This is a genomic window from Spinactinospora alkalitolerans (genome assembly GCF_013408795.1).
GTDB classification, from domain to species: Bacteria; Actinomycetota; Actinomycetes; order Streptosporangiales; family Streptosporangiaceae; genus Spinactinospora; species Spinactinospora alkalitolerans.
The window spans coordinates 4,769,795-4,793,630 of the sequence record NZ_JACCCC010000001.1; the positions used below are offsets into that span (position 1 = coordinate 4,769,795).

At 69.2% G+C, this 23,836-nt stretch carries 26 protein-coding genes and 1 tRNA gene; 20 read left to right on the plus strand and 7 right to left on the minus strand.

Annotated features, from left to right (window positions below; translation table 11 throughout):
* Positions 1 to 58 precede the first annotated feature (58 nt).
* From HDA32_RS21160 to HDA32_RS21245, 18 genes are all read left to right on the plus strand, one after another.
* Positions 59 to 868 (plus strand): DUF2510 domain-containing protein, encoded by an 810-nt coding sequence (locus HDA32_RS21160; protein ID WP_179644873.1) that lies wholly within the window; start codon positions 59 to 61, stop codon positions 866 to 868.
* Positions 799 to 1,761 carry a hypothetical protein gene (locus HDA32_RS21165; protein WP_179644874.1) on the plus strand — a complete coding sequence of 321 codons (963 nt, stop codon included), beginning with the start codon at positions 799 to 801 and terminating at the stop codon, positions 1,759 to 1,761. Before HDA32_RS21160 ends, HDA32_RS21165 begins: the two co-directional genes overlap by 70 nt.
* A gap of 98 nt (positions 1,762 to 1,859) precedes the next feature.
* Entirely contained in the window at positions 1,860 to 2,501 is a 642-nt protein-coding gene (gene orn, locus HDA32_RS21170; protein WP_179644875.1) for an oligoribonuclease, read from the plus strand.
* Positions 2,502 to 2,575: 74 nt separating this feature from the next.
* A tRNA-His gene (locus HDA32_RS21175) sits at positions 2,576 to 2,651 on the plus strand.
* A 712-nt stretch (positions 2,652 to 3,363) separates the two neighbouring features.
* A complete protein-coding gene (locus tag HDA32_RS21180; protein ID WP_179644876.1) occupies positions 3,364 to 4,443 on the plus strand; it encodes a hypothetical protein in 1,080 nt (359 codons plus the stop codon).
* Positions 4,444 to 4,489: 46 nt separating this feature from the next.
* Positions 4,490 to 5,275 carry a Flp pilus assembly protein CpaB gene (gene cpaB / locus HDA32_RS21185; protein WP_179644877.1) on the plus strand — a complete coding sequence of 262 codons (786 nt, stop codon included), beginning with the start codon at positions 4,490 to 4,492 and terminating at the stop codon, positions 5,273 to 5,275.
* The gene (locus HDA32_RS21190) at positions 5,272 to 6,879 is read left to right on the plus strand and encodes a CpaE/TadZ family protein (RefSeq protein WP_179644878.1); all 1,608 of its coding nucleotides are present in this window, start codon (positions 5,272 to 5,274) and stop codon (positions 6,877 to 6,879) included. The genes cpaB and HDA32_RS21190 overlap by 4 nt, the downstream gene beginning before the upstream one ends.
* A 53-nt stretch (positions 6,880 to 6,932) precedes the next feature.
* Complete coding sequence (locus tag HDA32_RS21195; RefSeq protein WP_179644879.1) at positions 6,933 to 7,289, plus strand: TadE/TadG family type IV pilus assembly protein; 357 nt, start codon at positions 6,933 to 6,935, stop codon at positions 7,287 to 7,289.
* A 57-nt stretch (positions 7,290 to 7,346) separates the two neighbouring features.
* On the plus strand, positions 7,347 to 8,681 hold the full coding sequence (locus tag HDA32_RS21200) for a TadA family conjugal transfer-associated ATPase (RefSeq protein WP_179644880.1): 1,335 nt from the start codon (positions 7,347 to 7,349) through the stop codon (positions 8,679 to 8,681).
* The gene (locus HDA32_RS21205) at positions 8,678 to 9,607 is read left to right on the plus strand and encodes a type II secretion system F family protein (RefSeq protein WP_179644881.1); all 930 of its coding nucleotides are present in this window, start codon (positions 8,678 to 8,680) and stop codon (positions 9,605 to 9,607) included. The genes HDA32_RS21200 and HDA32_RS21205 overlap by 4 nt, the downstream gene beginning before the upstream one ends.
* 20 nt (positions 9,608 to 9,627) lie before the next feature.
* Positions 9,628 to 10,533: a type II secretion system F family protein gene (locus HDA32_RS21210; RefSeq protein ID WP_179644882.1), complete on the plus strand. Its 906-nt coding sequence runs from the start codon at positions 9,628 to 9,630 to the stop codon at positions 10,531 to 10,533.
* On the plus strand, positions 10,526 to 11,767 hold the full coding sequence (locus HDA32_RS21215) for a sensor histidine kinase (RefSeq protein WP_312863271.1): 1,242 nt from the start codon (positions 10,526 to 10,528) through the stop codon (positions 11,765 to 11,767). The genes HDA32_RS21210 and HDA32_RS21215 overlap by 8 nt, the downstream gene beginning before the upstream one ends.
* Positions 11,768 to 11,811: 44 nt before the next feature.
* Positions 11,812 to 12,540, plus strand: coding sequence for a response regulator (locus HDA32_RS21220; RefSeq protein WP_179644883.1), 729 nt, complete (start codon positions 11,812 to 11,814; stop codon positions 12,538 to 12,540).
* A 97-nt stretch (positions 12,541 to 12,637) separates the two neighbouring features.
* Positions 12,638 to 12,910 (plus strand): hypothetical protein, encoded by a 273-nt coding sequence (locus tag HDA32_RS21225; protein ID WP_179644884.1) that lies wholly within the window; start codon positions 12,638 to 12,640, stop codon positions 12,908 to 12,910.
* Between the two features lie 24 nt (positions 12,911 to 12,934).
* The gene (locus HDA32_RS21230) at positions 12,935 to 14,074 is read left to right on the plus strand and encodes a VldE C-terminal domain-containing protein (RefSeq protein WP_179644885.1); all 1,140 of its coding nucleotides are present in this window, start codon (positions 12,935 to 12,937) and stop codon (positions 14,072 to 14,074) included.
* A gap of 402 nt (positions 14,075 to 14,476) precedes the next feature.
* Complete coding sequence (locus tag HDA32_RS21235) at positions 14,477 to 15,235, plus strand: OmpA family protein (RefSeq protein WP_312863272.1); 759 nt, start codon at positions 14,477 to 14,479, stop codon at positions 15,233 to 15,235.
* Positions 15,236 to 15,244: 9 nt separating this feature from the next.
* Entirely contained in the window at positions 15,245 to 15,808 is a 564-nt protein-coding gene (locus HDA32_RS21240) for a hypothetical protein (RefSeq protein WP_179644886.1), read from the plus strand.
* Between the two features lie 17 nt (positions 15,809 to 15,825).
* Positions 15,826 to 16,437, plus strand: coding sequence for an aggregation-promoting factor C-terminal-like domain-containing protein (locus tag HDA32_RS21245; protein ID WP_312863273.1), 612 nt, complete (start codon positions 15,826 to 15,828; stop codon positions 16,435 to 16,437).
* Between the two features lie 261 nt (positions 16,438 to 16,698).
* Here HDA32_RS21245 and HDA32_RS30920 read toward each other — a convergent pair whose 3' ends face one another.
* Both HDA32_RS30920 and HDA32_RS30925 read right to left on the minus strand, forming a co-directional pair.
* Positions 16,699 to 16,881: a DUF397 domain-containing protein gene (locus tag HDA32_RS30920; RefSeq protein WP_179644887.1), complete on the minus strand. Its 183-nt coding sequence runs from the start codon at positions 16,879 to 16,881 to the stop codon at positions 16,699 to 16,701.
* Positions 16,878 to 17,744, minus strand: coding sequence for a helix-turn-helix domain-containing protein (locus HDA32_RS30925; protein ID WP_312863435.1), 867 nt, complete (start codon positions 17,742 to 17,744; stop codon positions 16,878 to 16,880). The genes HDA32_RS30920 and HDA32_RS30925 overlap by 4 nt, the downstream gene beginning before the upstream one ends.
* Positions 17,745 to 17,862: 118 nt before the next feature.
* Here HDA32_RS30925 and HDA32_RS21260 point away from each other — a divergent pair, with 118 nt between their 5' ends.
* Together HDA32_RS21260 and HDA32_RS21265 are read left to right on the plus strand one after the other, a co-directional pair.
* Positions 17,863 to 18,309: an ATP-binding protein gene (locus HDA32_RS21260; RefSeq protein WP_179644889.1), complete on the plus strand. Its 447-nt coding sequence runs from the start codon at positions 17,863 to 17,865 to the stop codon at positions 18,307 to 18,309.
* A gap of 182 nt (positions 18,310 to 18,491) precedes the next feature.
* Positions 18,492 to 18,905, plus strand: coding sequence for a hypothetical protein (locus tag HDA32_RS21265; RefSeq protein ID WP_179644890.1), 414 nt, complete (start codon positions 18,492 to 18,494; stop codon positions 18,903 to 18,905).
* Positions 18,906 to 18,943: 38 nt separating this feature from the next.
* On the opposite strand, the gene HDA32_RS21270 is transcribed toward HDA32_RS21265, so the two are convergent.
* The 5 genes from HDA32_RS21270 to HDA32_RS31865 form a co-directional block, all read right to left on the minus strand.
* Positions 18,944 to 19,348 (minus strand): hypothetical protein, encoded by a 405-nt coding sequence (locus tag HDA32_RS21270; RefSeq protein ID WP_179644891.1) that lies wholly within the window; start codon positions 19,346 to 19,348, stop codon positions 18,944 to 18,946.
* A 47-nt stretch (positions 19,349 to 19,395) separates the two neighbouring features.
* The gene (locus tag HDA32_RS21275; RefSeq protein ID WP_179644892.1) at positions 19,396 to 19,962 is read right to left on the minus strand and encodes a hypothetical protein; all 567 of its coding nucleotides are present in this window, start codon (positions 19,960 to 19,962) and stop codon (positions 19,396 to 19,398) included.
* Entirely contained in the window at positions 19,959 to 21,434 is a 1,476-nt protein-coding gene (locus HDA32_RS21280; protein WP_246334440.1) for a hypothetical protein, read from the minus strand. The genes HDA32_RS21275 and HDA32_RS21280 overlap by 4 nt, the downstream gene beginning before the upstream one ends.
* Before the next feature lie 317 nt (positions 21,435 to 21,751).
* Positions 21,752 to 22,351, minus strand: coding sequence for a hypothetical protein (locus tag HDA32_RS21285; RefSeq protein WP_179644893.1), 600 nt, complete (start codon positions 22,349 to 22,351; stop codon positions 21,752 to 21,754).
* The gene (locus HDA32_RS31865; protein WP_179644894.1) at positions 22,348 to 23,790 is read right to left on the minus strand and encodes a polymorphic toxin type 28 domain-containing protein; all 1,443 of its coding nucleotides are present in this window, start codon (positions 23,788 to 23,790) and stop codon (positions 22,348 to 22,350) included. Before HDA32_RS31865 ends, HDA32_RS21285 begins: the two co-directional genes overlap by 4 nt.
* Positions 23,791 to 23,836 lie beyond the last annotated feature (46 nt).

Genomic DNA, 23,836 nt, shown 5'->3' on the forward strand with positions numbered 1-23,836 from the left:
GTGGGAGGAAAGGGACCCTTGGTCATCCACGGTTCGAAAACCCCTTAGTCTGTCGGCCATGGGTGGATCGATCGAGCCGGGTTGGTACGCGGATCCTCACGGGGTGGAGGACCGGCTGCGCTGGTGGAACGGTGACGAATGGACGCAGCACGTCCGTTCGCTGTCCGAACTCACCGGCGGATCCGGCGGCTCGACGGGCGAACGCACCCGGAATCCCGACGACCCCGAGGCGACGGCCGACCTCAGCGATGCGCCGTCCCGGCCCGGAGCCGGAGGGGAGGCCGACCCCGACGGGGCGACCGCGGACCTCAGCGGGGTGTTCGGGCGCTCCGGGACCGAAGCCGCCCCGGACGAGTCGACCGCGGACCTGAGCGAGGCCCTGGACGGCGGCACCGCCCCCGATTCCACCATGCGCGTCGATCCCCACGCCTCCGCGCGGCCGGTGGATGACGAGCCCTCCACCATGCGCATCGATCCCCACACCGCACCCCGGCGGGAACCCGACGACGAGCAGCCCACCGCCGACATGAGCGGCGGCGCGGCCGGCTCCACCATGCGCGTCGACCCCCACGCCGACGACTCCGGTCCGGCCTCCGCGCGGCCGGTGGATGACGAGCCCTCCACCATGCGCATCGATCCCCACACCCCGCCCCGGCGAGAGCCCGACGACGAGCAGCCCACCGCCGACATGAGCGGCGGCGCGGCCGGCTCCACCATGCGCGTCGACCCCCACGCCGACGGCTCCGGCGCCCCTCCCAGCACCGCTTCTTCAACCCCGACGACCCCGCCCTGGCCGGTATGGCCGGGCCCGGCTCCGGTGAGGAGGAGAAGGGCGGCTCCAGGTTCAACAAATTCCTCGGGAACCTGAAGGAAGGGCTGCAGGAGTACCGCTCCGAGCTCGCCGAGGACCGCAAGAAGCGCCAGGAGGAGCAGCAGCGCAAGGCCGAAGAGGACGCCAAGAAGCGAGCCGAGCAGCAGGCCAGGGAGGAGCAGGAGCGCCACGAGCGGGAGGCCCACCAGGCCGCCGCCGCGGTGCGGAACCCTCCCGAGGCCCCCGGGGAGCCCGCTGCGCCGGGCGCGCCCGGCGCCGAGACCCCCGGGACCGGTGCGGCCGGTTCGTCACCGGCCTCCCCGGCCAAGCCCCCGTCCGGCCCGATGGCCCCCCACCCGCCCGCGCCGTCCTCCGGCGGCCGCCCGCCGCAGCCCTCGGCCCCGAACCCGCCGCAGCAGCCCCCCGCCTACCCCCCGCCCTCCGGTCCGCAGCAGCAGCCGCCCTACACCCCGCCGACGGGACCGCAGGCCAATCCGGCGCCCGGTTACCGGCCGGCGCCCCCGTCGGGTCCCCAGCAGGGCTACCGGCCCTACCCGCAGCCGCCGGCCCCCGCGCCCAAGCCGTCGCGCCGCGACCGCAGGGCCGGGCACGCACCGATGGCGCAGGGCTACCCCGGTGGCGGTCCCGGCCACTACCCGCCCGGGGTCCAGCCGCCCCCGCCGCAGGCGCGCGGGGGAGCGCCCCAGGGCTATCCGGGTCGGCCGCCCATGGGCGGCCAGGGCCAGTGGGGCCCCGCTCCCGGCGGCCGCAGCCCCTACCCGGTGCCGCCGCCGCAGCGGAAGAGGAAGAGCGGCTGCGGCGGCTGCATGGGCTGCTTCATGTTCCTCCTGCTGTTCCTCGTCCTGCTCGGCGTGGCCGGTTACGTGCAGCTGGCCGGTGTCTACGACTTCATGGGCGAGTGGTTCGGCATCTACATCCCCACCTTCTGAAGGCCCGGGCCCGCACCGATGCCCCGGACCGCGGCGGTGCGGGGCATCGTCGTACACCCGGACGGCTCCGGGAGGAAAGAAGTCCTAAGCTGTCCCCTATGAATGACAGCCTGGTGTGGATCGACTGTGAGATGACGGGGCTCGACCTCGAACGCGACGCGCTGATCGAGGTGGCCTGTCTCATCACCGACAGCGAGCTCAACCAGCTCGACGAGGGCGTTGACGTGGTCGTCAAGCCGCCTCAGGCGGCGCTGGACCAGATGGGCGAGTTCGTCACGCAGATGCACACCACCTCGGGCCTGCTGGACGTGCTCGACAGCGGCGTCACCCTGCAGGAGGCGGAGGAGCTCGTCCTCCAGCACATCAGGCGCTACGTCCCCGAGCCGAAGAAGGCTCCGCTGTGCGGCAACTCCATAGCGACGGACCGCATGTTCATCGCGCGCGACATGCCGCTCATCGACGACCACCTGCACTACCGGATGGTCGACGTCTCCAGCGTCAAGGAGCTGCTGCGCCGCTGGTACCCCCGCGTGTACTTCTCCAGTCCGGAGAAGCACGGCGGCCACCGGGCACTGGCCGACATCACCGAGAGCATCCGGGAGCTGCGCTACTACCGCGCCGCCGCGTTCGTCCCCCAGCCGGGCCCGGACAGCGCCACCGCGCGCGCCATCGCCTCCGACGTCGTCAACGGCGGCACGGGGGTCCTGACCGCCCCGGAGGACCTCGCCGAAAAAAGGTGAGCGAAGCACTGCCCCGGAACCGGTAGTATCTTTGTGGACGCAGGCGCTGAAGGAAATTCGGCCCGGCGATCATGGTGGGTGTAGCTCAGCCGGTAGAGCACTTGGTTGTGGTCCAAGAAGTCGCGGGTTCAAGTCCCGTCACTCACCCCACGGAGGCGGAGGCCGGCCATCGGTTCGATCGGTGGCCGGCCTCCGTCGTCTCTCCGCCCCCGGCCCCACGGGTCTTGAAGCCCCGGCCTTGGGTCGACTGGTGTTCGACGATCGGGTTCGCGCAGGGGGTCGGCTGCCGCGGTGCGCGCAGGCCGCCGGCGGCACGGCAGGTCCGAGCCCTGGGAGTCCCACCCCGGCCCGCGAACGCAGCGGTCAAAGCTCGATGAGGTTCAAGGGCCTCGGTGGTCGAAGGAGGCATCATCGTGCGCGGCACCTGGAACCGCGGGCCGGACTGCCGCGTCTGAGTGCACGGAATCCACATCACCACGCGTGACGGAGCTGCGGCGCCGAAGCAGGGAGGGACATGGCGGCCGGGATCGGGAAGAGACGGCACGACGCGGTGCCGGGTCGGGCGTCCGGATCGGCGTTGCCACAGGTCAGACATTGGCCTGTGCGCTCACGACCGGGGCATCCCCTGTCCGGTATCGGCCACGCGGTGACGATCCGTCATGTTTCGGTCGGCAGGGGCCGCGCTTTCCATTCCTCCGCTAACGCACCGTAGACTTCAGCCCGCGTTTTTCCACAGGCCTTGTCCCCTCCCCTACGGGATTGGGCGACTTCTCGTTACGATACGTCCCCATAAGATCACCTCACAGCTCCGCCCGCACGGCGGCCCGCACCCTCCAAGCGCCTACCCCCGGGAGCTTGCCCAGTGTCCAACGACCGTCCAAGGTCATCGAGCGTTGTCGCCCTGCTCGCAGACATCCCGAGCACGGGCCACCTCGGTGATGCCCGGGCGCAGCGCTTCACCCTGGACGGCGACGATCTCGCCGCCCAATCCTCCGACTTCCTCGACTTCACGGGCCGCCAGTTGACCCAGGGCCGCAAGATCGTGGCACTTTATCCGAAGTGGCACTCCTCGAGGGCCGAACGCGCCATCAGGTTCGCCCGAGGCTCCTTCCAGAGCGACCACATCGCCGCGGTCCCGGTGGACCTGGCCCCGCTCACGCTGTCCCTGCTCGCCGACCAACTCGCCTATCTGGCGCCGTACCTGCCCTCCGGGCTGGTCACGGCACTGGCCGACGAGCTGCCCAACCACATGCTGGCGGGCGGCTGGCTGAAGAGCGTCAGCAATCTGTCGACCATCCCGATCTCGGTCAAGCAGCACATGGGCTCCTACGCCCCCAACACCACGTTCCTGGCGTTCTGCGCGCCGGCCAAGCGGGTGGGCCGGGTCAAGAGGAACAACCCGTCCCCCAACATCCCCGCCCGCCCGGTCGAGCCGATCCAGATGCTCATCGCGCGGCCGGAGGGCCAGGACATCACGGCGTTCAACGAGCGGTTCACCCCCGCACTGCGTCCCGTGAGCGCCGGGGCCCTGCCCGAGCAGCCGCTCGGCGCCAAGTACTGGGGGGCGCGCAAGTACATCGAGTTCGTGGCGTTCAGCGCCCACCCCGAGGCCCTCACCCACGCGGTGCGGGCGCTGCGGCCGACGGCCTGCACCTGGTGCCGGGAGCCGGTCATCGGTGTGCACTGCAAATTCTGCGGCGCGGCCAACCAGCCGCCCGTGGGCAAGCCCCCCACGCGCAACGCCGACGTACCGCCGCCGCCGACCAAGACCACCGGCGAGCACGTCCGCCCCACCTGGATCGCCCAGGACCGGCGGGCGGAGTCGGCGCCGCCCGCACAGGAACCCCCCTGGCCGGACGGCGGACACGCGCGCCCCACGGGGGCCTTCGATCCCCCACCGCACCACCCGGCACCCGACGACGGGTCCAGAACGCAGGGGTGACCTCTCGCCCCCTCCCCTCGCCACCACCTTCTAGAAATGGAGCGTCATGAACCCCCGACAGCGACGCGGCGTGCTGCTGATGATCGTGGCCGGGATCGGCGCCATCGCGGTCTTCTTCACTGTGGTGTCCTACGTGAACTCGCTCAACAGCGAGCTGGGCACCTACCGAACGGCTCTCAGGCTGACCGAGGACGTCGCACCGTACCAACCGGTCACCCCGGAAATGGTCGAGGAGTACCAGGTCCCGGCCAAGTTCTTCAGCGAGGAGGTCTTCCTCAGCGACCTCGAGAGCACCGTCGACCAGCCCGGTCAGCAGCCCGTCTCCTCGACCTACCTGGCCTCGGGGTCGCTGCTGCAGCAGAGCATGGTGATCCCGGCCCCTGAGCTGGAGAGCGGCGAACGCGAGATCGCCATCATGATCGACGCCGAGACCGGCGTGGCCGGCAAGGTCCAGCGCCAGTCCCGCGTCGACATCTACGGCACCTACCAAGGCGACAACCCCGACCAGGCCTCCTGCGCGGTCCGCGTCCTGACCAACGTCGAGGTCCTTGAGGTCGGCCAGGTCGGCTCCGAGGTCGACCAGAACACCGGCAACACCTCGGCCGTGGTCCCGGTGACCTTCCGGCTCAGCCCCGAGGACACCCTGAAGCTGACCTACGCCGAAGCGTTCGCCGGCTCGCTGCGCCTGGGACTGGTCAGCCCGGAGGGCGCGGGCGACCCGGGCGGCCTGCAGTTCTGCAGCGGCGACCAGGCCGAGCTCCAGAGCGGCGACTCCGGCGCCGACGGCACGGACGGCACGGACGGCACGGACGGCACGGACGGCGTCCAATGAGCTACCAGATCATGATCGGCACCCCGACGGCCGACCTCGAGCACTCGCTGACCGCCCGGTTCGACGAGATCACCGAGTGCGAGGTGGTGAGCGTCCACCACTCCTCGCGGGAGATCAGCGACACCCTCACCAAGCTCCCCAACCTCGACGTCGTCCTGATCCACGAGGACGTCGGACCGCTGCCGGTCCTCGATCTGGTCCGCGACATCTCGCGCAACCACCCGCAGCTCGCGGTGATCCTCATCGTCGACAGCGTGGACCCCGACGTCTTCACCAACGCCATGGAGGCCGGCGCGCGCGGCGTCCTGAGCGCCGGGGCCACGATCGAGGAGCTGGAGGCCCGGGTCACCACGGCCGCCGAGTGGTCGCAGACGCTGCGGCGGCACCTGGAGGCCGCGTCACTGGACGTCCCGGTCTCCGGGCGGCGCGGCTCGATCATCACCGTCAGCGGCGGCAAGGGCGGAACCGGGACCACGACGACCGCCGTGCACCTGGCGCTCACCGCGGCGCGCGCCGGGCGGGTCGTCTGCCTGGTCGACCTCGACCTGCAGACCGGCGACATCCCCGGCTACCTCGACCTGCGGCACCGGCGCAGCATCGTCGACCTCGTCGAGGCCGCCGACAACATCAGCGCGGCCATGCTGGCCGAGACGCTCTACGTCCTGCCCGAGGGCGTGCACATCCTGCTCGCCCCGAGCGAGGGCGAACGGGGCGAGGAGGTCACCGAGCGCGCCGCGCGCCAGATCCTCGGCGCACTGCGCTCGCGCTACGAGATCGTCATCGTCGACTGCGGCTCGACCGTGAACGAGTCCAACGCGATGGCGGTGGAGCTCGCCGACACCGCGATCGTGACGGTCACCCCCGACCTCCCGGCGCTGCGGGGCGCCCAGCGGCTCGTCAGCATGTGGGGCCGGCTGCAGGTCCGGGACAAGAAGAACGTCACCGCCCTGCTCCTGCGGCACAGCCGCAAGAACGAGATCCAGCCGGACTTCGCGCGCAAGCTGCTGGGCACGCCCATGCTCTCCACCGCCGTCCCCGCGGCCTACCGGGCCCTGGAGGAGGCGTCCAACACCGGCGACCCCAAGCGGGTCACCGACGAGGCGCTGCTGAAGGCCTCCAGCAGGCTCGTCGGCGAACTCGGCCTCCTGGGCGATGGTGCGGCTCCTCCCGCCGACGGCGACGACGGGGCGCCGCCCCAACCCGACCAGGCGAAGGCCGCGGCCGCCGGCCGCCGCGGCCGCCGCGGCAGGTCCGACGGCGGCGCCCTGTTCGTGGAGTTCGGCGCGCTGGTCCCGCTGCTGGGCCTGGCCATGTTGGTGGTCTGGCAGGTCATCCTGGTCGGCATCACCGGGATGTACGCCGGTCACGCCGCCAACGAGGGCGCCCGCCAGGCCGCCGTCACCCCCGGCGACTTCGGCCGGATCACCGAGGAGGCCCGCAAGCGCGTGCACGCCCCCTGGAACGCCAACGGCACCTTCGCCCTGGACATCGAGCAGCGCGACGACGCCTCCTACGTGACCGTCAGCATCGCGATGCCCGTCGTCCTGCCCAGCACCTCGTCCCCCTGGCACATCACCGGCGAATCGATGATCGTGCCCGAGTGACCCTGGAAACCCCGCCCGGAGACCACGCACCCCTACGCCCGAGGAGGATCGCGATGCGCCGACGCCGTGACGACCGCGGCTCGCAGTTCATCGAGTTCGGTGCCTATCTCCCGCTGTTCCTGTTCGTGGTGGCGCTGGCGCTGGAGACGTTCTTCTCCTTCGCCGCCGCCGAGCGGATCGAGAGCGCGGCGCGGGCGGGCGCACGGGTCGCGAGCACCCAAGGGCTGCAGGGGGCCGAGACGACGGCGCGGCGCGCCCTGCCGGGCTGGCTCGACCACGCCGAGGTGCACGCGGGCGCCAACTCCGGCGGCGGCTACTACATGGAGGTGCAGGCCGACATGCCGATCGTCTTCGGCGTCGCCGACATCGGCCTGACGCTCTCGCGCCGGGTGGACATGCCCAACGTCTAGCGCGTCACCGCCCCAGTTCCCCAGCAGTCGCCTCACCCCCGGGAGCCATCGAGAACCATGGGACTGAGAAACCGCCTCGACGCCGACCACGTCGCCGAGCAGCACTCCGACCGCGGCAGCGTCGCGCACTGGCGGCAGCGTCTGCTGACCGAGGTCAACCTCGACGACCTCGCGATGCTCACGATGCACCAGCGCCGCACCCGGTTGGAGAAGGTGGTCGGGCACATCCTGAGCCGCGAGGGCCCGGTGCTGTCGGACCGGGAGCGCGGCGCGATGATCCGCAGGGTCGTCGACGAGGCGCTCGGGCTGGGCGTGCTGGAGCCGCTGCTGGCCGACGAGAGCGTCACCGAGATCATGGTGAACGGCCCGGACAACATCTACATCGAGCGCCGCGGCCGGGTGGAGCGCATCGAGACGACCTTCGCCAGCGAAGACCAGCTCTACCAGACCATCGACCGCATCGTCTCCCAGGTGAACCGGCGCGTGGACGAGTCCAGTCCCATGGTCGACGCCCGCCTTCCCAGCGGCGAGCGCGTCAACGTCATCATCCCGCCGCTGTCACTGTCGGGGCCGGTCATCACGATCCGGCGCTTCCCCAAGCCGTTCACCATCGAGCAGCTCGCGGCCAAGGGCAGCATCGACGAGTCCACCAGCGTGCTCCTGGCCTCACTGGTGCGCGCCCGGTTCAACATCATCATCTCCGGCGGTACCGGCACCGGTAAGACGACGTTCCTCAACGCCCTGTCGGCCTTCGCCCCCACCAGCGAGCGCATCGTCACGATCGAGGACTCCGCCGAACTGCAGCTTCAGCAGGAGCACGTGATCCGGCTGGAGTCCCGCCCGCCCAACATCGAGGGCGCCGGCGCCATCACCATCCGCGACCTGGTCCGCAACTCCCTGCGCATGCGCCCCGACCGCATCATCGTCGGCGAGGTCCGCGGGGCCGAGACCCTGGACATGCTGCAGGCGATGAACACGGGCCACGACGGGTCACTGGCCACCGTGCACGCCAATTCCGCCGACGACGCCGTCTACCGGCTGCTCACGCTGGCCAGCATGAGCGAGGTGAAACTCCCCTTCGAGGCGATCCGGGACCAGATCAACGCCGCCATCGACGTCATCGTGCACCTGTCCCGCTACCCCGACGGCAGCCGCCGGGTCGCCGAGGTGGGCATCGTCGCCTCGACCCGCCGAGAGGAGTTCCGGCTGGACCCCCTGCTCAGGTTCGAACCCGACCGCACCGGTCCCGGCCAGAAGACCACCGGGCACTTCCACCGCTTCCCGCTGCCCCGCCACGTCGCGGCCCGGGTCTACAACGCCGGGGAGAACGTCCCCGCCGCCTTCGGCGTCGCCCCCACCTACCACGACGACTCTTCGGAAGTCTCGCTGTGAACCACACCCTCATCATCCTGCTGACCACCCTGGCGACCCTGGCCATCGCGGTATGGAGCGTCGTCGACCTGGGCCAGGGCGCCGCGCAACGGCGCCAACTGGCGGCCCGCAGCGCGCTGGCCGAAGTGGAGCGCCGCGCCAACAGCCCCATGGCCAGGTTCGACGTCATGCTGCGCCGCACCGATCTGGGCAAGAAGATCGAGCAGCGGCTGGCCCGAGCCGGCGTCAAGGTCAGGGTGGCCACGTTCGTCCTGCTCATGGCCGCGGTGTCGATCATCGCGGTGATCTTCGTCTGGCGGACGCTGGCACCGATCTTCGGCATCGCGGCCCTCATCGGCGTGGGCCTCGGGTTCTTCGCCTACCTGAAGCGCCAGGAGGAGCGCCGCAAGGAGGCGTTCACGGCCCAACTGCCGGAGCTGGCGCGGGTGCTGTCCAACGCCACCTCGGCCGGCCTGGCCCTGCCCACGGCGGTGGACATGGCGGCCGACGAACTCGACGACCCCGCGGGCACGGAACTGCGCCGCGCCGCACGCTCCATGCAGCTCGGGCAGCCGTTCGAGGCCGCGATCGGCGACCTGCGCGAACGGATGCCCTCCCGGGAGATCGGGGTGCTGATCAGCACCCTGCTGGTCGCGTCGCGTTCGGGCGGCGCGCTGGTGACGGCGCTGCGCAGCATCTCCGAGACCCTGGAGAGCCGCAAGGAGACCAGGCGCGAGGTCAGGACCATCCTGGGCGAGACCACCGCGACGGCCTGGGCCCTGCTCACCATGGGCATCGGATCGCTGTTCCTGATCAACATGCTGCAGCCCGGCGCGGTCCGCAGGATGACCGAGAGCCTGCCCGGCCTGGCCGTCCTGGGAATCGGCCTCTCCCTGTTCGTCATCGGCTTCATCGCGGTCCGCCGCGCCACCAAGATCGACTTCTGAGCATTCGGAGCCTTTGCGCCATGTCCCTCTCCCTTCCCCTCATCCTGCTGCTCGGCCTGGCCGGCGCCCTGTGCGTCGTCATGGTGGTCTGGGGCGCCTATCTGGCGACCACGAAGACCCAGGTGGCGGCCGAGCCGGAGACAGCGGCCAAGGCTAAGAAGGACGACGAGACGTTCATCCTGCACCAGATCACCGAGCGCCTCGGACGGCCGTTCCTGCGTCCGGTGCTGGAGGCCGTCGGCGAGGAGCGGCGCGCCGGTATCCAGGTGCGCATCGACGCGGCGGGGCGGCCGGAGGACCTGACCGTCGAGCGCTACGTCAGCCGCAAGATCGGCGAGGTCCTGCTCTACGGGACGCTCGCCGTCCTGCTCTTCATGAACGGCTCGACGATGTTCGCGCTGATCATCCTGGCCTTCACGGCGCTGACCGACTACGCCCTGTACTCCGAGGCGCGCAAGCGGCAGGACCAGATCCAGCGCCAGCTCCCCGACTTCCTCGACGTCCTCGCGGTCACCGTGGGGGCGGGCCTGTCGTTCCGGCAGGCGCTGGCGCGGGTGTCGGACTCGATGCCCGGCGTGCTGGCCTCGGAGTTCCAGACCACCCTGCAGCAGATGGACCTGGGTACCAGCCGTCGGGACGCGTTCACCGCCCTGCGCGCCCGCAACAGCAACGAGTCCCTGGGCCGGTTCGTCAGCGCGCTGCAGCAGGCCGAGGAGCTCGGTGCTCCGCTGGCCCAGACGCTGATGACGATCAGCCACGACATGCGCCGTGAGGACGCCCAGTACCTGCGCCGCAAGGCCCAGAAGCTCAACCCCCAGGTCACCGGCATCACCGCCGTCACCATGCTGCCCGGACTGCTGCTGCTCATCGGCGGCGGACTGTTCCTCGGCTCCAACATCGACTTCGGCGGCGTCCTCGGTGGCTAGTACGGCGAGCCGCGACGAGACCGCCATGCTCCCCCGCCTGGCGGCACTGGTCCGCGTGCTCATGCAGTTGCGCCTGATGCTGGCCGCCCTGGCCCTGTTACTCATGCCGGGCGAGCGGATCAGCATCCCGACCGCGATGGCGGTCATCGCCTTCGCCCTGCTGTCCGGCCTCATCGCCCGGTACTGGGAGCGGTTCGTCCCCTACCTGCTCAACCACCCGCTCCTCATCACACTGGACATCTGCTGCGCCGCCGGGATCCTGGCCCTCGACGGTCCCTCCGGCCCGTTCTTCGCCACCACCGTCCTGACCGCGACGGTCTCCGGCGTGCTGTTCGGCGGGCGCGGGGTCGCGGGCGTGGCCGTGTTCCAGATCCTGTGCTACGGGACGGCGCTGCTGTCCTACTCGACGATGACGGAGGGCAACGGCCCGGTCGACGTGCTGACCTTCCAGGTCCTGGTCGTCCACCCGCTGCTGTACCCGGTGGCCGGCTACGTCGGCATCAGGCTGCGGGGGATCTTCACCGAGCTCGCCGCCGAGCAGAGCGCCCGCAGGGAGGCGGAGCGGACCGCGGCGGCCTCGGAGGAGCGCGCGCGGCTCGCCCGCGACATGCACGACTCGGTCGCCAAGACGCTGCGCGGCGCGGCGATGGCCGCCCAGGCGCTGCCGGTGTGGCTGGAGAAGGACCCCGAGCGCGCGGCCGCGACCGCCGCGCAGGTGGCCAGCGCCGCCGAGACCGCGGCGCAGGAGGCCAGGGAGCTGATCTCCGACCTGCGCGACGACGCGTCGGATAAGTCGATGTCGGCGGCGGTGACCGAGGTCGTCACCGCATGGTCCGCCGAGACCGGGATCCCCGCCGGTGTGCACGTCCCCGATCACGCGGTCGGACTCCTGGTGACCGCCCGCCACGAGACCCTGGCCGTCCTGCGCGAGGCGCTGACCAACATCGAGCGGCACGCCGAGGCCACGGCCGTGGAGGTGACGATGGCGTCCGAATCCGGTCATCTCGTGTTGTGCGTCTCCGATGACGGGAAAGGGTTCGAAGTGACGCCCCCGCCCTCAAGTGACGCCGCAAAATCCAGGATCGGCCATTACGGCCTGGTGGGAATGCGGGAAAGGGCCGAACGCGCGGGCGGTTCCCTCACCGTCGCCTCCGCCCCGGGGCAGGGCGCACGGATCAGCGTCAAGGTTCCTCTGGTGCAGGCCGCCCCCGTCGCCGAGGAGCCGACCCGGTGAACCGGACCCAGGCCCCCGCCGCCCACGTCCCAAGGAGGTCCCCCATGCCCCCCTCCCCCATCACCGTCCTCGCCGTCGACGACAACATCGTCGTGCGGGCCGGGCTCGTCACGCTCCTGGAGACCTCCGACGACCTCAAGGTCGTCGGGGAGGCCGGCGACGGCGCGCAGGCGCTCGACGAGGCGCGCAGGCTGCGGCCCGACGTCGTGCTGCTCGACGTCCGGATGCCGGTCCAGGACGGCATCAGCACCGTGGAGGAGCTCAGCGGCCTGACGAAGGTGATCATGCTGACGCACACCGAGGACGCCGAGATCATCCGCACCGCCCTGCGCCGCGGGGCCTCGGGATACCTCGTGCACGGCCACTTCACGGTGGACGAGCTCAGCCGCTCGCTGCACGAGGTCGTGCACGGCAACGGCACCCCGCTCTCCCCGGTGGCGGCGACGGTGGTGCTGCAGGCCATGCGCTCCACGCCCAAGAGGCAGGAGCACACGGCCGACCTCACCGAACTGGGCCTGTCCGAACGGGAGGGCGAGGTGCTTTCGGCGGCCGCCCGGGGCCTGCCCAACTCCGCGATCGCCGCGGAGCTCTACCTCACCGAGAAGACCGTGAAGAACCACATCAACCGGATCTTCCGCAAACTCGGCGTGAGCACCCGCTCCGCGGCGATCGCCCGGTGGAACGGCGACGACGCGGCCGCGCCGACGCACTCCCCTCCCACCGCAGGGCCCATTTCCGGTCCCAGAAAACCTTGGGCCCAGCCCCCCGAATAATTGGGCCCGCGGGCCCTATGCGCCCGAGTGGCGGATCCCTAGATTTGTCCTCGTCGCAAACGAGCAGCACGGGTCACCCCCAGCGAGGAGAACCGAAATGCAGAACCCGATGACTTCGATGGTCACCAAAATGCGCGATGGCCTCGCCGCCCGCCGCAGCGCCCGCCGCCGTGACCGGGGCGCCGGCTTCGTCGAGTACGCGGCCGTGATCCTGCTCGTCGCCGCCATCGCGGGTGTGGTGATCGGCACCGACAACCCGGTCGGCGAGGCGATCAAGACCGGTATCACCAACGCTGTGAACCAGGTCTTCACCAACAGCAACGCCCAGAACCCGGACGCGCCGGCCCCGTCGCCGTCGCCCACCGTCTGATCAAAGGTTCTTAAGCGATTACACATGATCATCGCTCTTCGGAAGCGGAAAGCCGGCGAGCAGGGACAGGCCAGCCTGTTCCTGCTCGTCGGCTTGACGCTTTGCCTTGTCGCGCTCGCCCTCTTGTTCATCCGGCTGGGGAACGCCAATGACATGCGGACCCAGTCCCAATCGAGTTCCGACGCGGCCGCGCTGGCCGCGGTCGGCGATATCGAGGACCGCGCCGCCGACATGATGGTGTCCGGAAGCGCCCCGCACGGTGTCGGGTGGCAGGCGTCGTCCGGTCGGGCCGCTGCCGAGGAGTACGCCGAGGCCAATGGTGCGGCGCTGACCGACATCAGGGCGAGCGACGACGAGTTCGGCATGACCGGCAACATCGTCCGGGTGGAGGTTCAGGGGAATCAGTGCCAGCGCGAACTCGACGAGGACCGCGACGTGCACTGGAACAACCTGGAATGCCCCACGAAGGAGGAGATCGAGGAAGCGGAGGAGAGGGGCGAGCAGATTCCCACCCTGACCGGTAACTCCGCCTCCATCGCCAAGGTCACGCTGCCCGACTGCGAAACACGCTTTCTGGAAGACCCTTACGGCAACATCGTCTATAGCTGGCTGGAGTGTCGACCCGCCAACGACAGCGCTGGATACAGCCGGATTTGGGGAAAGGCGCACGCCAAGAGCATGATCGAGGTCGAGCTCGTCGACCGCGAGGGCCAGTGGATCTTCTCCGAGCTCAGTGGAGGCGGAGGAAGCGGTCGGTTTCCGTGCGACGCCGTGGGCGGTCAGAAGATCACCGAGCGGATGTGCCGCACCCACGAGATGATCATGGCGGAGTGGGGCGCCGTCTTCGAACGTTACGGCGTGGGCTGCTACCGCTCCCAGGAGGACGGCGGCGAACACCCGCGCGGACGCGCCTGCGACTACATGGTGTCCGCCAATGGAGCGCTGCCCAGCGCGGACCTCAAGGCGGGATCCGACGCCGCCGCGCAGTGGATGATCGACAACCATGAGGAACTCGGCATCTACTACATCATGTGGGATCACCACATCTGGAATCCGTCCAGGGACCCCGTGGGGGATTGGGACGACGTGAAGCGCTGGGTGAAGGATCGCGGCGGCAATACGGTGAACCACCTGGACCACATCCACGTTTCGGTGCTGGAGTGAAGCAATGCTCACTTTCCTTCCGGAAGGGCCGATCTGGCTCCGCCGCATTCGCTCCGCTACTCTGTGGGGCCGTGGGTCGATTCGCGATGGAAGGTGAGCATTCCCGTGCCTGACCGGTCTCTTTTGCGATCCGCGCTCCTGCGCGGGCGCTACGCTCTTCCTCTGGCCCTCAGCGCCGTCCTGCTGACCTCCTGTGTGAGCTCTGACGGCGATGGAGATGGTGGAGACGGTTCGTCAGAGCCGGGTGCACCAGGTGCGGGCGCGAGCGGTTCCCCAGGTGAGGGAGGACGCGAGCCCGCCGCATCATCTCTCAACACGACTACGCCCCATGGGCAGAACCTCCAGTTCGATGTCTACTCGATCGAACGCTACGGGGACGGAGTCGCAGTCCTTGAGTTTTCGGTGACGAACAAGGGCAGCGACAATATCCAGTTCTTCAACGCTATTTCTCAGCCGGGCGACCCCATGACCGCACAGGGAGCGACGCTCGTTGACATGGTCAACGAGGAGCGGTACCGCCCCCTGATGCTGACCAACGACAAATGTCACTGCTCAAGCTGGTCCGGTCAAGAGGCGATGCAGCCTGGAGACGTCATCGACATCTGGGTCGCCTTTCCCGAGCCGCCCGATGACGTCGAGCAGATGACGGTCACCACGCCGGCCACGCCGGATTTCCTTGACATACCGGTCACCGAGGCGAGTGATCCGGACCCCGCCATCGCGGATGCCGCGGTTGCGGAACCGACGATTCTGCCGCTGCGTCAGTTCCAGGAGAACGTGGACGGTCCGATATCGCGGGAGGACTCGAATGACGAGACCACGGTCATGCTCTCTTCGGATGTGCTGTTCGACTTGAACGAGTCCGAGCTCACCTCCGAGGCCGATGCCGCCCTGGAGCAGGTGGCCCAGGAAGTCGACGGGTCCGAAGCGTCTACTGTCAGGATCGACGGCTACACCGACAACAGTGGCAATGACGCGATCAACAACCCCCTCTCCGAGGACCGGGCCGCCGCCGTGGAGGAACGGCTGAAGGAACTCGTCACCCGCGACGGCGTCAGCTACGAGGTCGCCGGACACGGATCCAGTGATCCGGTCGGAGACAACAGCACCGAAGAGGGCCGCGAGAAGAACCGCCGCGTCACCGTCACGTTCGAGAAATAGGAGGCAGACTTGTCTCTCCTCAGCAAGGCCGTTTACCGTCCTGCGGCAATGGTTCTCACCGTGGCCGCCGTCGGCTTCTTCGCGACACCTCTCTCCTACGCCGACGAGAGCGGGGAGTCCGGTTCAGATGAGCAGCGCGTAATCCCCGTTGTCGCCACAAGCGATCCAAGCAATACGAGCTGGGAAGGCGCCAATGCGGAGGTCAACCAGATCCAGCGGTCGGAAAGCAGTAACTACACCTCGCTGACCTGGAGCGTCAGAAACAACAGTCAGCAAGACATTAATTTCACCGACTTTTCCGAGAGCGGATACGTATACGAAGTCCTCTCAACAAGTGGAGTCACGCTCCTTGACGAGAAAAACGGTATCCGCTACTACCCCTACATCGATTCAGAGGAACACTGCGTCTGCTCGGGGCCAGGATATTCCTCGGGATCTGGCCAGTTCCACGCCATTGTCCAGCCAGAAGGATACGCCACTTACTGGGACGCCTATAAGCTTTCCGAAGACACCACTGAGGTGACCGTGGAGATCCCCGGGTTCCTCCCCATCCAGAACGTTCCGGTCGAGTAACCGCTTAGGAGCGATCGGTGCCCCCACCCCCCTGGCACTTCCTCTCGTTTCGTGTACGAAGAAGAATTCCCGGCGACGACCGCGGCTCCTCCTTCCTGGAGGCCGGCGGGCTGACCCTGCTGGCCGGCAGCATCATCCTGTCGATCAGTCAGACCAACGTCGGCGACACGATCCATGACTCGGTGCGGGACATGGTCTGCCTCGTCGAGGGCCCGGAGTGCAACGGGGAGACCTGGACCGAGCACGACCGGCCCGAGGAGCCGGAGCAGTTTTCCTTCGGCGGCTACACCGGCAACACCGGCGGCGACAACGAGGAGAACAAGGCGCTCGGCATGAAAATGGCCGCCGAACGTGGCTTCACCGGGAAAGAATGGAAGTGCCTGGAGACCCTCTGGCACCACGAGAGCAACTGGAACCACACCGCCACCAACCCCAGCGGTGGCGCGCACGGCATCCCGCAGCTTCACCCCGGGGCCCACACTCCCCCGCCCGGCTACCGGAACAACGCTCCCGTCCAGATCGACTGGGGTCTGGACTACATCGAGGACCGCTACGGCACCCCGTGCGCGGCCTGGGCCTTCTGGCAGAACCCCACGGACGGTCCCGGCTTCAGCGACAACTGGTACTGACAGGCGGCGGATCGCGGCCGTCCGCGGCCGTGTCCGAGTTTCGGACGCTGGACGGTCGACGCATCCGAGTCAGTCCGACGCGGCGCTCACGATGACCGGTCTCTGACTGATGTTTGAGGATCGGGTTCGCACAGGGGTTGGCTTTCGCAGTGCATGCAGCGCCGGCGGCACAGTGAATCCGGGCCCTGAAGTCCCACCTCGCCCCGCGAGCACAGCGGTCAAAGCCCGATGAGCCGAGGAGCGGCCGGTAGGGGCCGAAGGCTACAACTCGCCGTCCCGCACGGCGGCCACGAAGGCGCGCCACTCCACGGCGTCGAACGACAGATTCCCGCATTCGGGATTCTTGGAATCGCGAACGGCCCGTCTGAGGGGAAGGTCGGCGACCTCGACGCAGTCGCCATGCTGATGGCTGTAGCTGGACTTACGCCAGTGAAGGGGAATCACCGGTACTCCTTGAGGATTGAGGCGATGAGTCTGGCGGACCCCGCCCGGTCGAGGGCGGCCCCGTTCAGGTGCTCGAAGGCAGTTTCGCACGCTCCGATTTCGTGAGGCTGTTCGAGGTAGAGATCGCCGGCCACGGTCTCCAGATAGACGACGCGCTTGTCGTTGGACAGCTCCAGCACCGTAAAGCTGCCCGCCGTGGCGGGATGCGCCCCGACCTGGAATGGGATGACCTGTACGGTGATGCGTTCTCGCTTGATCACATCGAGCAGGTGGGCAAGCTGAGTTCGCATGACCTCTGGGCCACCGATCTCCCGACGCAGCGCGGCCTCGTCCATGATCGCCCAGAAGCGTGGCGTATCAGACTTGTCGAGGATCTTCTGCCGTTCCATCCGGACCTCGACACGGCGCTCGATCTCGTCGGCACTGATCTCTTGCCCGCCACTGCTGATCAGCGCATGAGCATAGGGCTCGGTCTGGAGCAAGCCGGTGACAACGCTGGTGTAGGTGCGGATGGTGGTGGCATCGGACTCAAGGTCGATCAGAGCCGCATACTCCGGACGCAGGATGTCCCGGTAGGGGTACCACCACGACGGTTCCGCCGCCCGCCGCCACATGCTGAGCAGTCTGTCCCGCTGTCCGCCTGAGACCTTGTAGTAGTCCATCAGCGCTTTCAACTGGTCGCGCTTGATGGACCGGCGTCCCGACTCGTAACGGTTGACGGTGGTCGAGTGCCAGTCCAGCGCCTTGCCCACGGCCTCGCCGCTCTCACCGCGATCCTGTCGGATCTCACGGAGGGCATCGCCCAGGAGCTGCCGACGGACCTTACTGGTCCTGCCTGTAGTCATATCCGACCATTCTGTCATTGACTCTTGCCAGAGCGTGACCACGCCCTCTAAATTGGCATCATGCCACTTAAGAGTACTTGGCTTCTAGTTGGATAGTGACGGCGAAGTGGCGAATGTCGGCTTTCTCCTCAAGTGGGTGACCCCCGTGCACGACGAACTCCCCGAGCTCCCCGAGACCCGCGGCGTCATGTTCTCCGGCGTCGACTCCAGCGTGGGCCGCTGCCGCGACTGGATCCGTCGGGTCCTGCTCCCCTACTCCGACGACGTCCGTGAAACAGCCGCGCTCCTGCTCTCCGAGGTCGCCACCAACGCGGTACGGCACACCCGCAGCGGGCAGCGCGGCGGGGTCTTCTCCGTCATCGCGACCTTCGACGCCGACGTGCTGCGGGTCAGCGTCCGCGACCAGGGCGCCCACACGCTGCCCATCCCCGTCCCCGCCTACGACGACGAGGAGTGCGGGCGCGGCCTGTGCCTGCTCTCCGCTCTCGCAACCGCATGGGACAGCCGCGGCGGTTCCGCCGGCCGCCTCGTCTGGTTCGAGCTCGCCCTCAAGCCCGCCGAGGACCCTGACACGGCCGCGTGACCCCACCGACCATCCTCAAGGGGCGCCCGGCGCAGGAGGGGCCGGGCGCCCATTGACGTTCGGGCCCTAAGTTGAGCTCGTGAGCCCACGACAGGGCAAGCGCACCGTCGAGTACGAGGAGATCGCGGGCAACTTCAGCGGTATCCAGAGCATTCCCCTCGATGACTGAGCAAGGAGCGAACATGCGCATGTGGCAAACCGCGGTCGGCGGCGGTGCGATCGCGGCCGTGCTCGCCGTGGGCGGGTGCACCGGATCCCCTGAGACGCCGCCGACACAACCGCCGCAGACGAGCGAATCGGACGTTTCCATGGCGCCACCGCCGCCCTCCCCCACCGAACCCGGCGCGGTCAGCCAGCGGCTCGCCGAAGGCACGCGGGGCCCCTTCGGCGCCGACGACCTCACGGCCGCGGTGTTCGCCATCACCGCCGACAGCGCCGAAGTGCACTTCGACGGCGAGGGCATCGACACCGTCGTGGTCAGCGGTCCGGTCGGGCACACCCAGACCGTGGGCGACTACGAGGCGAGCATCGACGCGATCGCCGCCGAGGAGCATCCCTACACCGTCACCATCACCCTGCGACCGGCCGACACCTGACCCCGCGTCGGCCGCCGGGCCCGGCGGCCGACGCGGGGTCAGCCGCGGGTTCCGATGTAGCCTCCCGCCGCGGCTCCCAGAGCGGCCGCCGCGGCGTGGGCCAGCGCGGCCCAGAGCAGCCCGCCGCCCATGAGGAAGAGCGCCAGCGTCATCGCGACGCCGATCAGCGGCCCCGCGGCCGCCACGACCGCGCGGGAACGCGGGGCCAGGGACGTCCGCTCCGTCACCAGCCGCGCTCCGAGCCAGGTGACGGCGGCGACGATTCCCAGCAGCAGCACCGCGCCGACCACATCGGTGACCATGCTCGGTTCGGCCGGGTCCGCCGGATCGTCCGACGGCCGGGGCCACAGGGCGACCGCGACCGCGCCGGACAACGCGTATCCGACCATGACCGCCAGCCAGCCGCCCAGCACGACGGCCGCGGCCCATCCCGCATCTCTCACCCGATCCACCCGTCCTTTCCGCGCGGCACGGCTCCGCCCGCCCGCTCTCACTGCGCCAATGCGAGGGTCTCCTGAAGATCATCGGCCACGCCGGGGGCGGTGCCGCCGCCCTCCCTCCGGCTGACGCGGACGATGTAGAGGTCGCGGTCGCGCAGCATGACGAACGCGGTCCCCGCGCACGACCCGCCCGAGTCGGCGCAGGTGTAGGCGTAGTCGACGCGGCGCGCCTCGTCGGCTCCCGGGACCTCCAGCTCGACCGGGGGCTCGCCGCGGTAGTCGGGCCGCAGCAGCTCCCTGCCGGCCTCGGCGACGGACACGCCCGATTCGATCGTGGAGACCCGGCCGGGCAGGGCGCTCACGGTGAGCCCTGCGGCACCGCCGTCGTCGGCGGGGCGCGCGGCGTAGACGACCGGATCCGCGCCGGCGCCCCCGGCCGCCGGGTCACCGGAGCCGGGCACCGGAGCGGCCTCCCAGCCGCTCGGGAGCCGCAGCACCACCGGGTGGCCCGGTGCGATCGGGTCCGGCGCCGGAGCGCAGCCGGCGAGCGCGGCGAGGGCCACGAGGGCTGCACCCAGAGCGGCGCCGAGCGCGAGGAGAGACCGCCGCCCGGTCATTGCGGCTCCGCGAGGCATTCAGGGAACTCCTGGAACCGGCGGGTGCCGTCGGGCCGGGGCGCGCCGAGGAACTCCGATTCGACGGTGCGCGCCTGCGAGGACTCGGTCGAGATCTTCAACCCCAGTCCGACGCCCAGCGCCACCTTTCCGCCGTAGCTCTGGGCGTCGGTGGTCTTCTCCTGCGCGATGCTGGAGACCCAGGCCTGCTCGTACAGCAGCTCCTCGAATTCGCTCGCCCCGGGCGGAGGCCGGGTGAGCAGGGAGTCGCCGTCGTCGAACAACTGGCTGAAGGCGATCGCGGGCATGCCGGTGAGCCCCTCGTTTCGCAGGTACTCCTCGGCGACCGCGCGTTCTTCGGGGGTGTCGAGCGCGATGACGGTGCGCGTCTCCTGCAGGATGCCGTCGCCGTCCTTGTCCTTGGCCCCACCCTTGCCGTTCCTGCCGTTCCCACCGGCCCGGTCCTTGCTGACCAGTGATTCCTCGACGGTGGTGGTGTAGAGGATCTCGACCGGCTCGCCCTTGCTGTTGCGGGTGACGCGCACGGCTCCGGCCCAGTTGTGCAGGTTCTCCTCGCCCCCGCCCAGGATCTCGCTGCCCGCGCCCAACTGGCCGTCGAGCTGGTAGGTCGTCGCGCTGAGCGGGTAGTCGGGGTCATCGGGCCTGCGGTTGTCGGTGCGCACGGCGATCTGGCCGCCGACGCGGAACTTTCCGGTGAAACCCGTTCCGATGTTGAAGTACTGCTCGGCTTCGGAGGTCTTGACGCTGACACCGGCTTCGGCGTTCGCGCCGGCCTCCAGGCGCGTGGTCACCGTGGTCATGCTCGGATCGGGGATCTCCGGCGGCGGATTGATCCAGTAGTAGATCCCGGCACCGGGATTGCGGGCCATGGCGTCCATGGCCATCTGGTTCTCGATGATGTCGTCCTTGAAGGACTGCGCCTCCGCCTCGTCCTCGAAGACCCAGGTGTCGCCCACGCCGGCCTTGAAATAGGCGCCGATCTTCGCCTCGCCGCCGAGCTGGAAGTTCCTTCCACCCTCCCCTTTGATCTGGAAGAGCTTTCCCTCCACCCCGATTTCCGCGTTGTGCGGCATCAGGGTCAGACGATAGCTTCCGTCCGCCATCTGCTGCTCCATGAACGCGTACTCTTCACCGAATTTGAATATTGCAACGTACAGCGAATAACCGGCCTTGTCCTGGGTCTGGTAAACCTCGCACCGCGTCGGATGGAAATCCTCGTCCGGGTCGCCCTGGGCCTGGTCCTCCTCGGAGGGGACGCATTCCGACTGCAATACCCTGCAGATCGCGTTGCGAATTCCTTCGGAGATCCGCGCCGGGACCGCGGTGACGACCACGGCTCCGGCCACGGCCGCGACCAGCAGGATCACCGCCATGTACTCCGTGATCGAAGCCCCCGCATCGCGGTGGGCACCCGATTCGCCGAGGAACAACGCATCTCCCTGGGTCCGCGACATCGCATGGAGTGTGAGCGGTTCAGAGAATATGTTCCGGCAGGTGCCCCCGGTAGGCCCAGGCATTGGGCCCACCAGGGCCCAATGCCCCGCCTTCGAGGCCGGATGCGGCCGCGCCGGGTGGACGGGGAATTAGCCCGTCCGCAGCTCAGAGCGCCACAGGGAATTCATCCCGGGAAGAAACGGCTTGAGCAGCCGCATTCCGCGCCACCGGGCCGCCATTTGCCGTTAACCATTCCGCCGGCGATTGTTCGGCGAATATCAGGGGCCGGACCCGCCGAATCCGCCGACCGCCGGGGCCGGGAGGACCGGGAGCGGGCCTAACCGGGCTCCTCCCGCGCGAGGCGCGCGGCGGCCTCCTCGCCGAGCACGCCCGGCAGCACGGGCCTCCCGGAGGACTTCCGGTGCAGCAGTTCCTCGTGTGAGTGGCCGAGCGCCCTGCCCACTTCGTACAGCGCATGCTCGCGGGTACCGGGAAGAGCCTCCCGGTCCTCGGCGGTTGCCATCAGTATCCGGAGCAGCGCCGGGTCGGCGTGGTCGCGGAGGTACTCACCGGCGATCGAGCAGGCGGCCAGGCGCGCGTCCTCGTCCTCGTCCCACTCCGCGCCCTCCAGGGCGGCCCGGACCTCCTCCAGCCGGTCCCCGGTCCTCCCCCACCACAGGCACAGGACCTTCAGGGCCAGCGCGGCGACCGGCGGGTCCTCGCGATGGTCGACGAAGCGCTCCACCAGTCCCGCGTGGGCGTCCGCATCCGAGGCCAGCCCCACGATGTGCAGCAGGGTGTACAGGTCGGCGTCGAGGGCCTCGGGAGGGCCCTGGAGCGCCCGCACGACCTCGTCCAGTTCCGCGCCGGAAAGGCGTCCGCTCTTGGCCTCGTCCAGAAGCCTCTTCGCGCGGCTGCGGGAAATCCCGGTCGTCATTGGGGCGGCACAAACCCTTCCGAGTGGTCCAGCAGCCTGCTCGCCTCACTCAGCTCCTCTTCGAGCTCGGTTCTCTCGGCGTCGGTGACGCGCGAGTCCCCCAGACGCCGCTGGATCTGCTGGATGCGGTTCCTGAGGCCCTGCTGGGCCTCGCGCACTTCGTTCACATGGTCCCACGGGGTACCGTCGGGCTTCCTCGCGACCACCTCTCCGTCCAGCTCCCGACGGGCGGCGTCGAGGTCTCTTTCGGTCAGGTGCTCCTTGATGCGGTCCGTCTTGGTCGGGCACCTCCTGCTGGAGTTGTGGACCAGGACGTCGGAGCCTCCGCCGGAGACGTGGTAGGTGTGGAAACCGGCGACGGTGAGGTTGAAGACCTCGTCTTCCTGATCGTAGTGGCGAAGGCTCCCCACGACGACGTCGGCGCCCGCGGACGAGGTGAGCCGGTCGCCCACCCGAAGGTCCTCGGCGCTGACCCAGTCGTCCTCGTCCTTCTCCCAGAAGGGGTGGCCGGCCGTGACGCGGATGCTCCCGCCTCCTCCGGCGAGGCCGACCTCCACCATGTCCCGTCTGCCGACCCCGTCGATCGTGGCGGTGACGTGCCGGGAGGCGGTCCGCCCCGTGACCGGATCGGACGCGACCACCAGGTCGCCGACCCGGACCTGCTCAATGGGCACCCTGTCGCCGTCTCCGAGCAGGACCGGTGTTCCCGCCTCGAAGCTGTTCGGGACCAGGCAGGCCGCTGCGGCGTCGTCCAGCCTGCTGCGCGCCCCGTCGACCGCCTCGTCGGCGGCGTTCTTGGCGCGGCGCGCACTGCGCCAGCGGTCGAACAGCCGCCACATCTTCGGGATCTTGGACCCGACCTTGAGCAGCTTGCCCCACGGCAGCGCGGTGATCAGCGTCATCAGGCACGCGCCGATGTCACCCTCGAGGAAGCACTTCTTGGCGTCCTCCAGACCGATCAGCTCACTGAGAAGGTTCAGCAGCTCCTCGTCGAGATCGCCGTACTCCTCCTCGGCCGCACTCTGGTCCGCCTCGGCATCCCAGAGATCGCGCTGGGCGTCCTCGTAGTCGGCGTAGTCGGCGTTGAGTTCGTCCCAGTCGAAGGAATCCCCCTCCTCCTCGACCGGAACGTCCTCCTCCTCGCCTTCGCCGTCCTCCTCGCCGTCCGGTGACTCGCCCTCGGGGCTCTCGCCGTCGCCCGGGTCGGTGCCGTCGGAGTCCTGACCGCCGTCGGGATCCTCTCCGGAGGACCCGTCGCCCTGCCCCGGCTCGCAGTCCTCACGGTCCAGGGCGGTGCACACCGCCGACTCCACCCCCGACGACACCTGCGTGGGCAACCCGAAACCGATCACCGCCGCCGCCACCGCGGCCACCAGAAGAACCAACCCGGCGTATTCGAGCTTGAAGGCCCCCGACTCCGCCCGCCACACCCAACGCACGAAAACCCCTCTCAGCCGAAGACGGCCGCACGAAAATACCGGATGG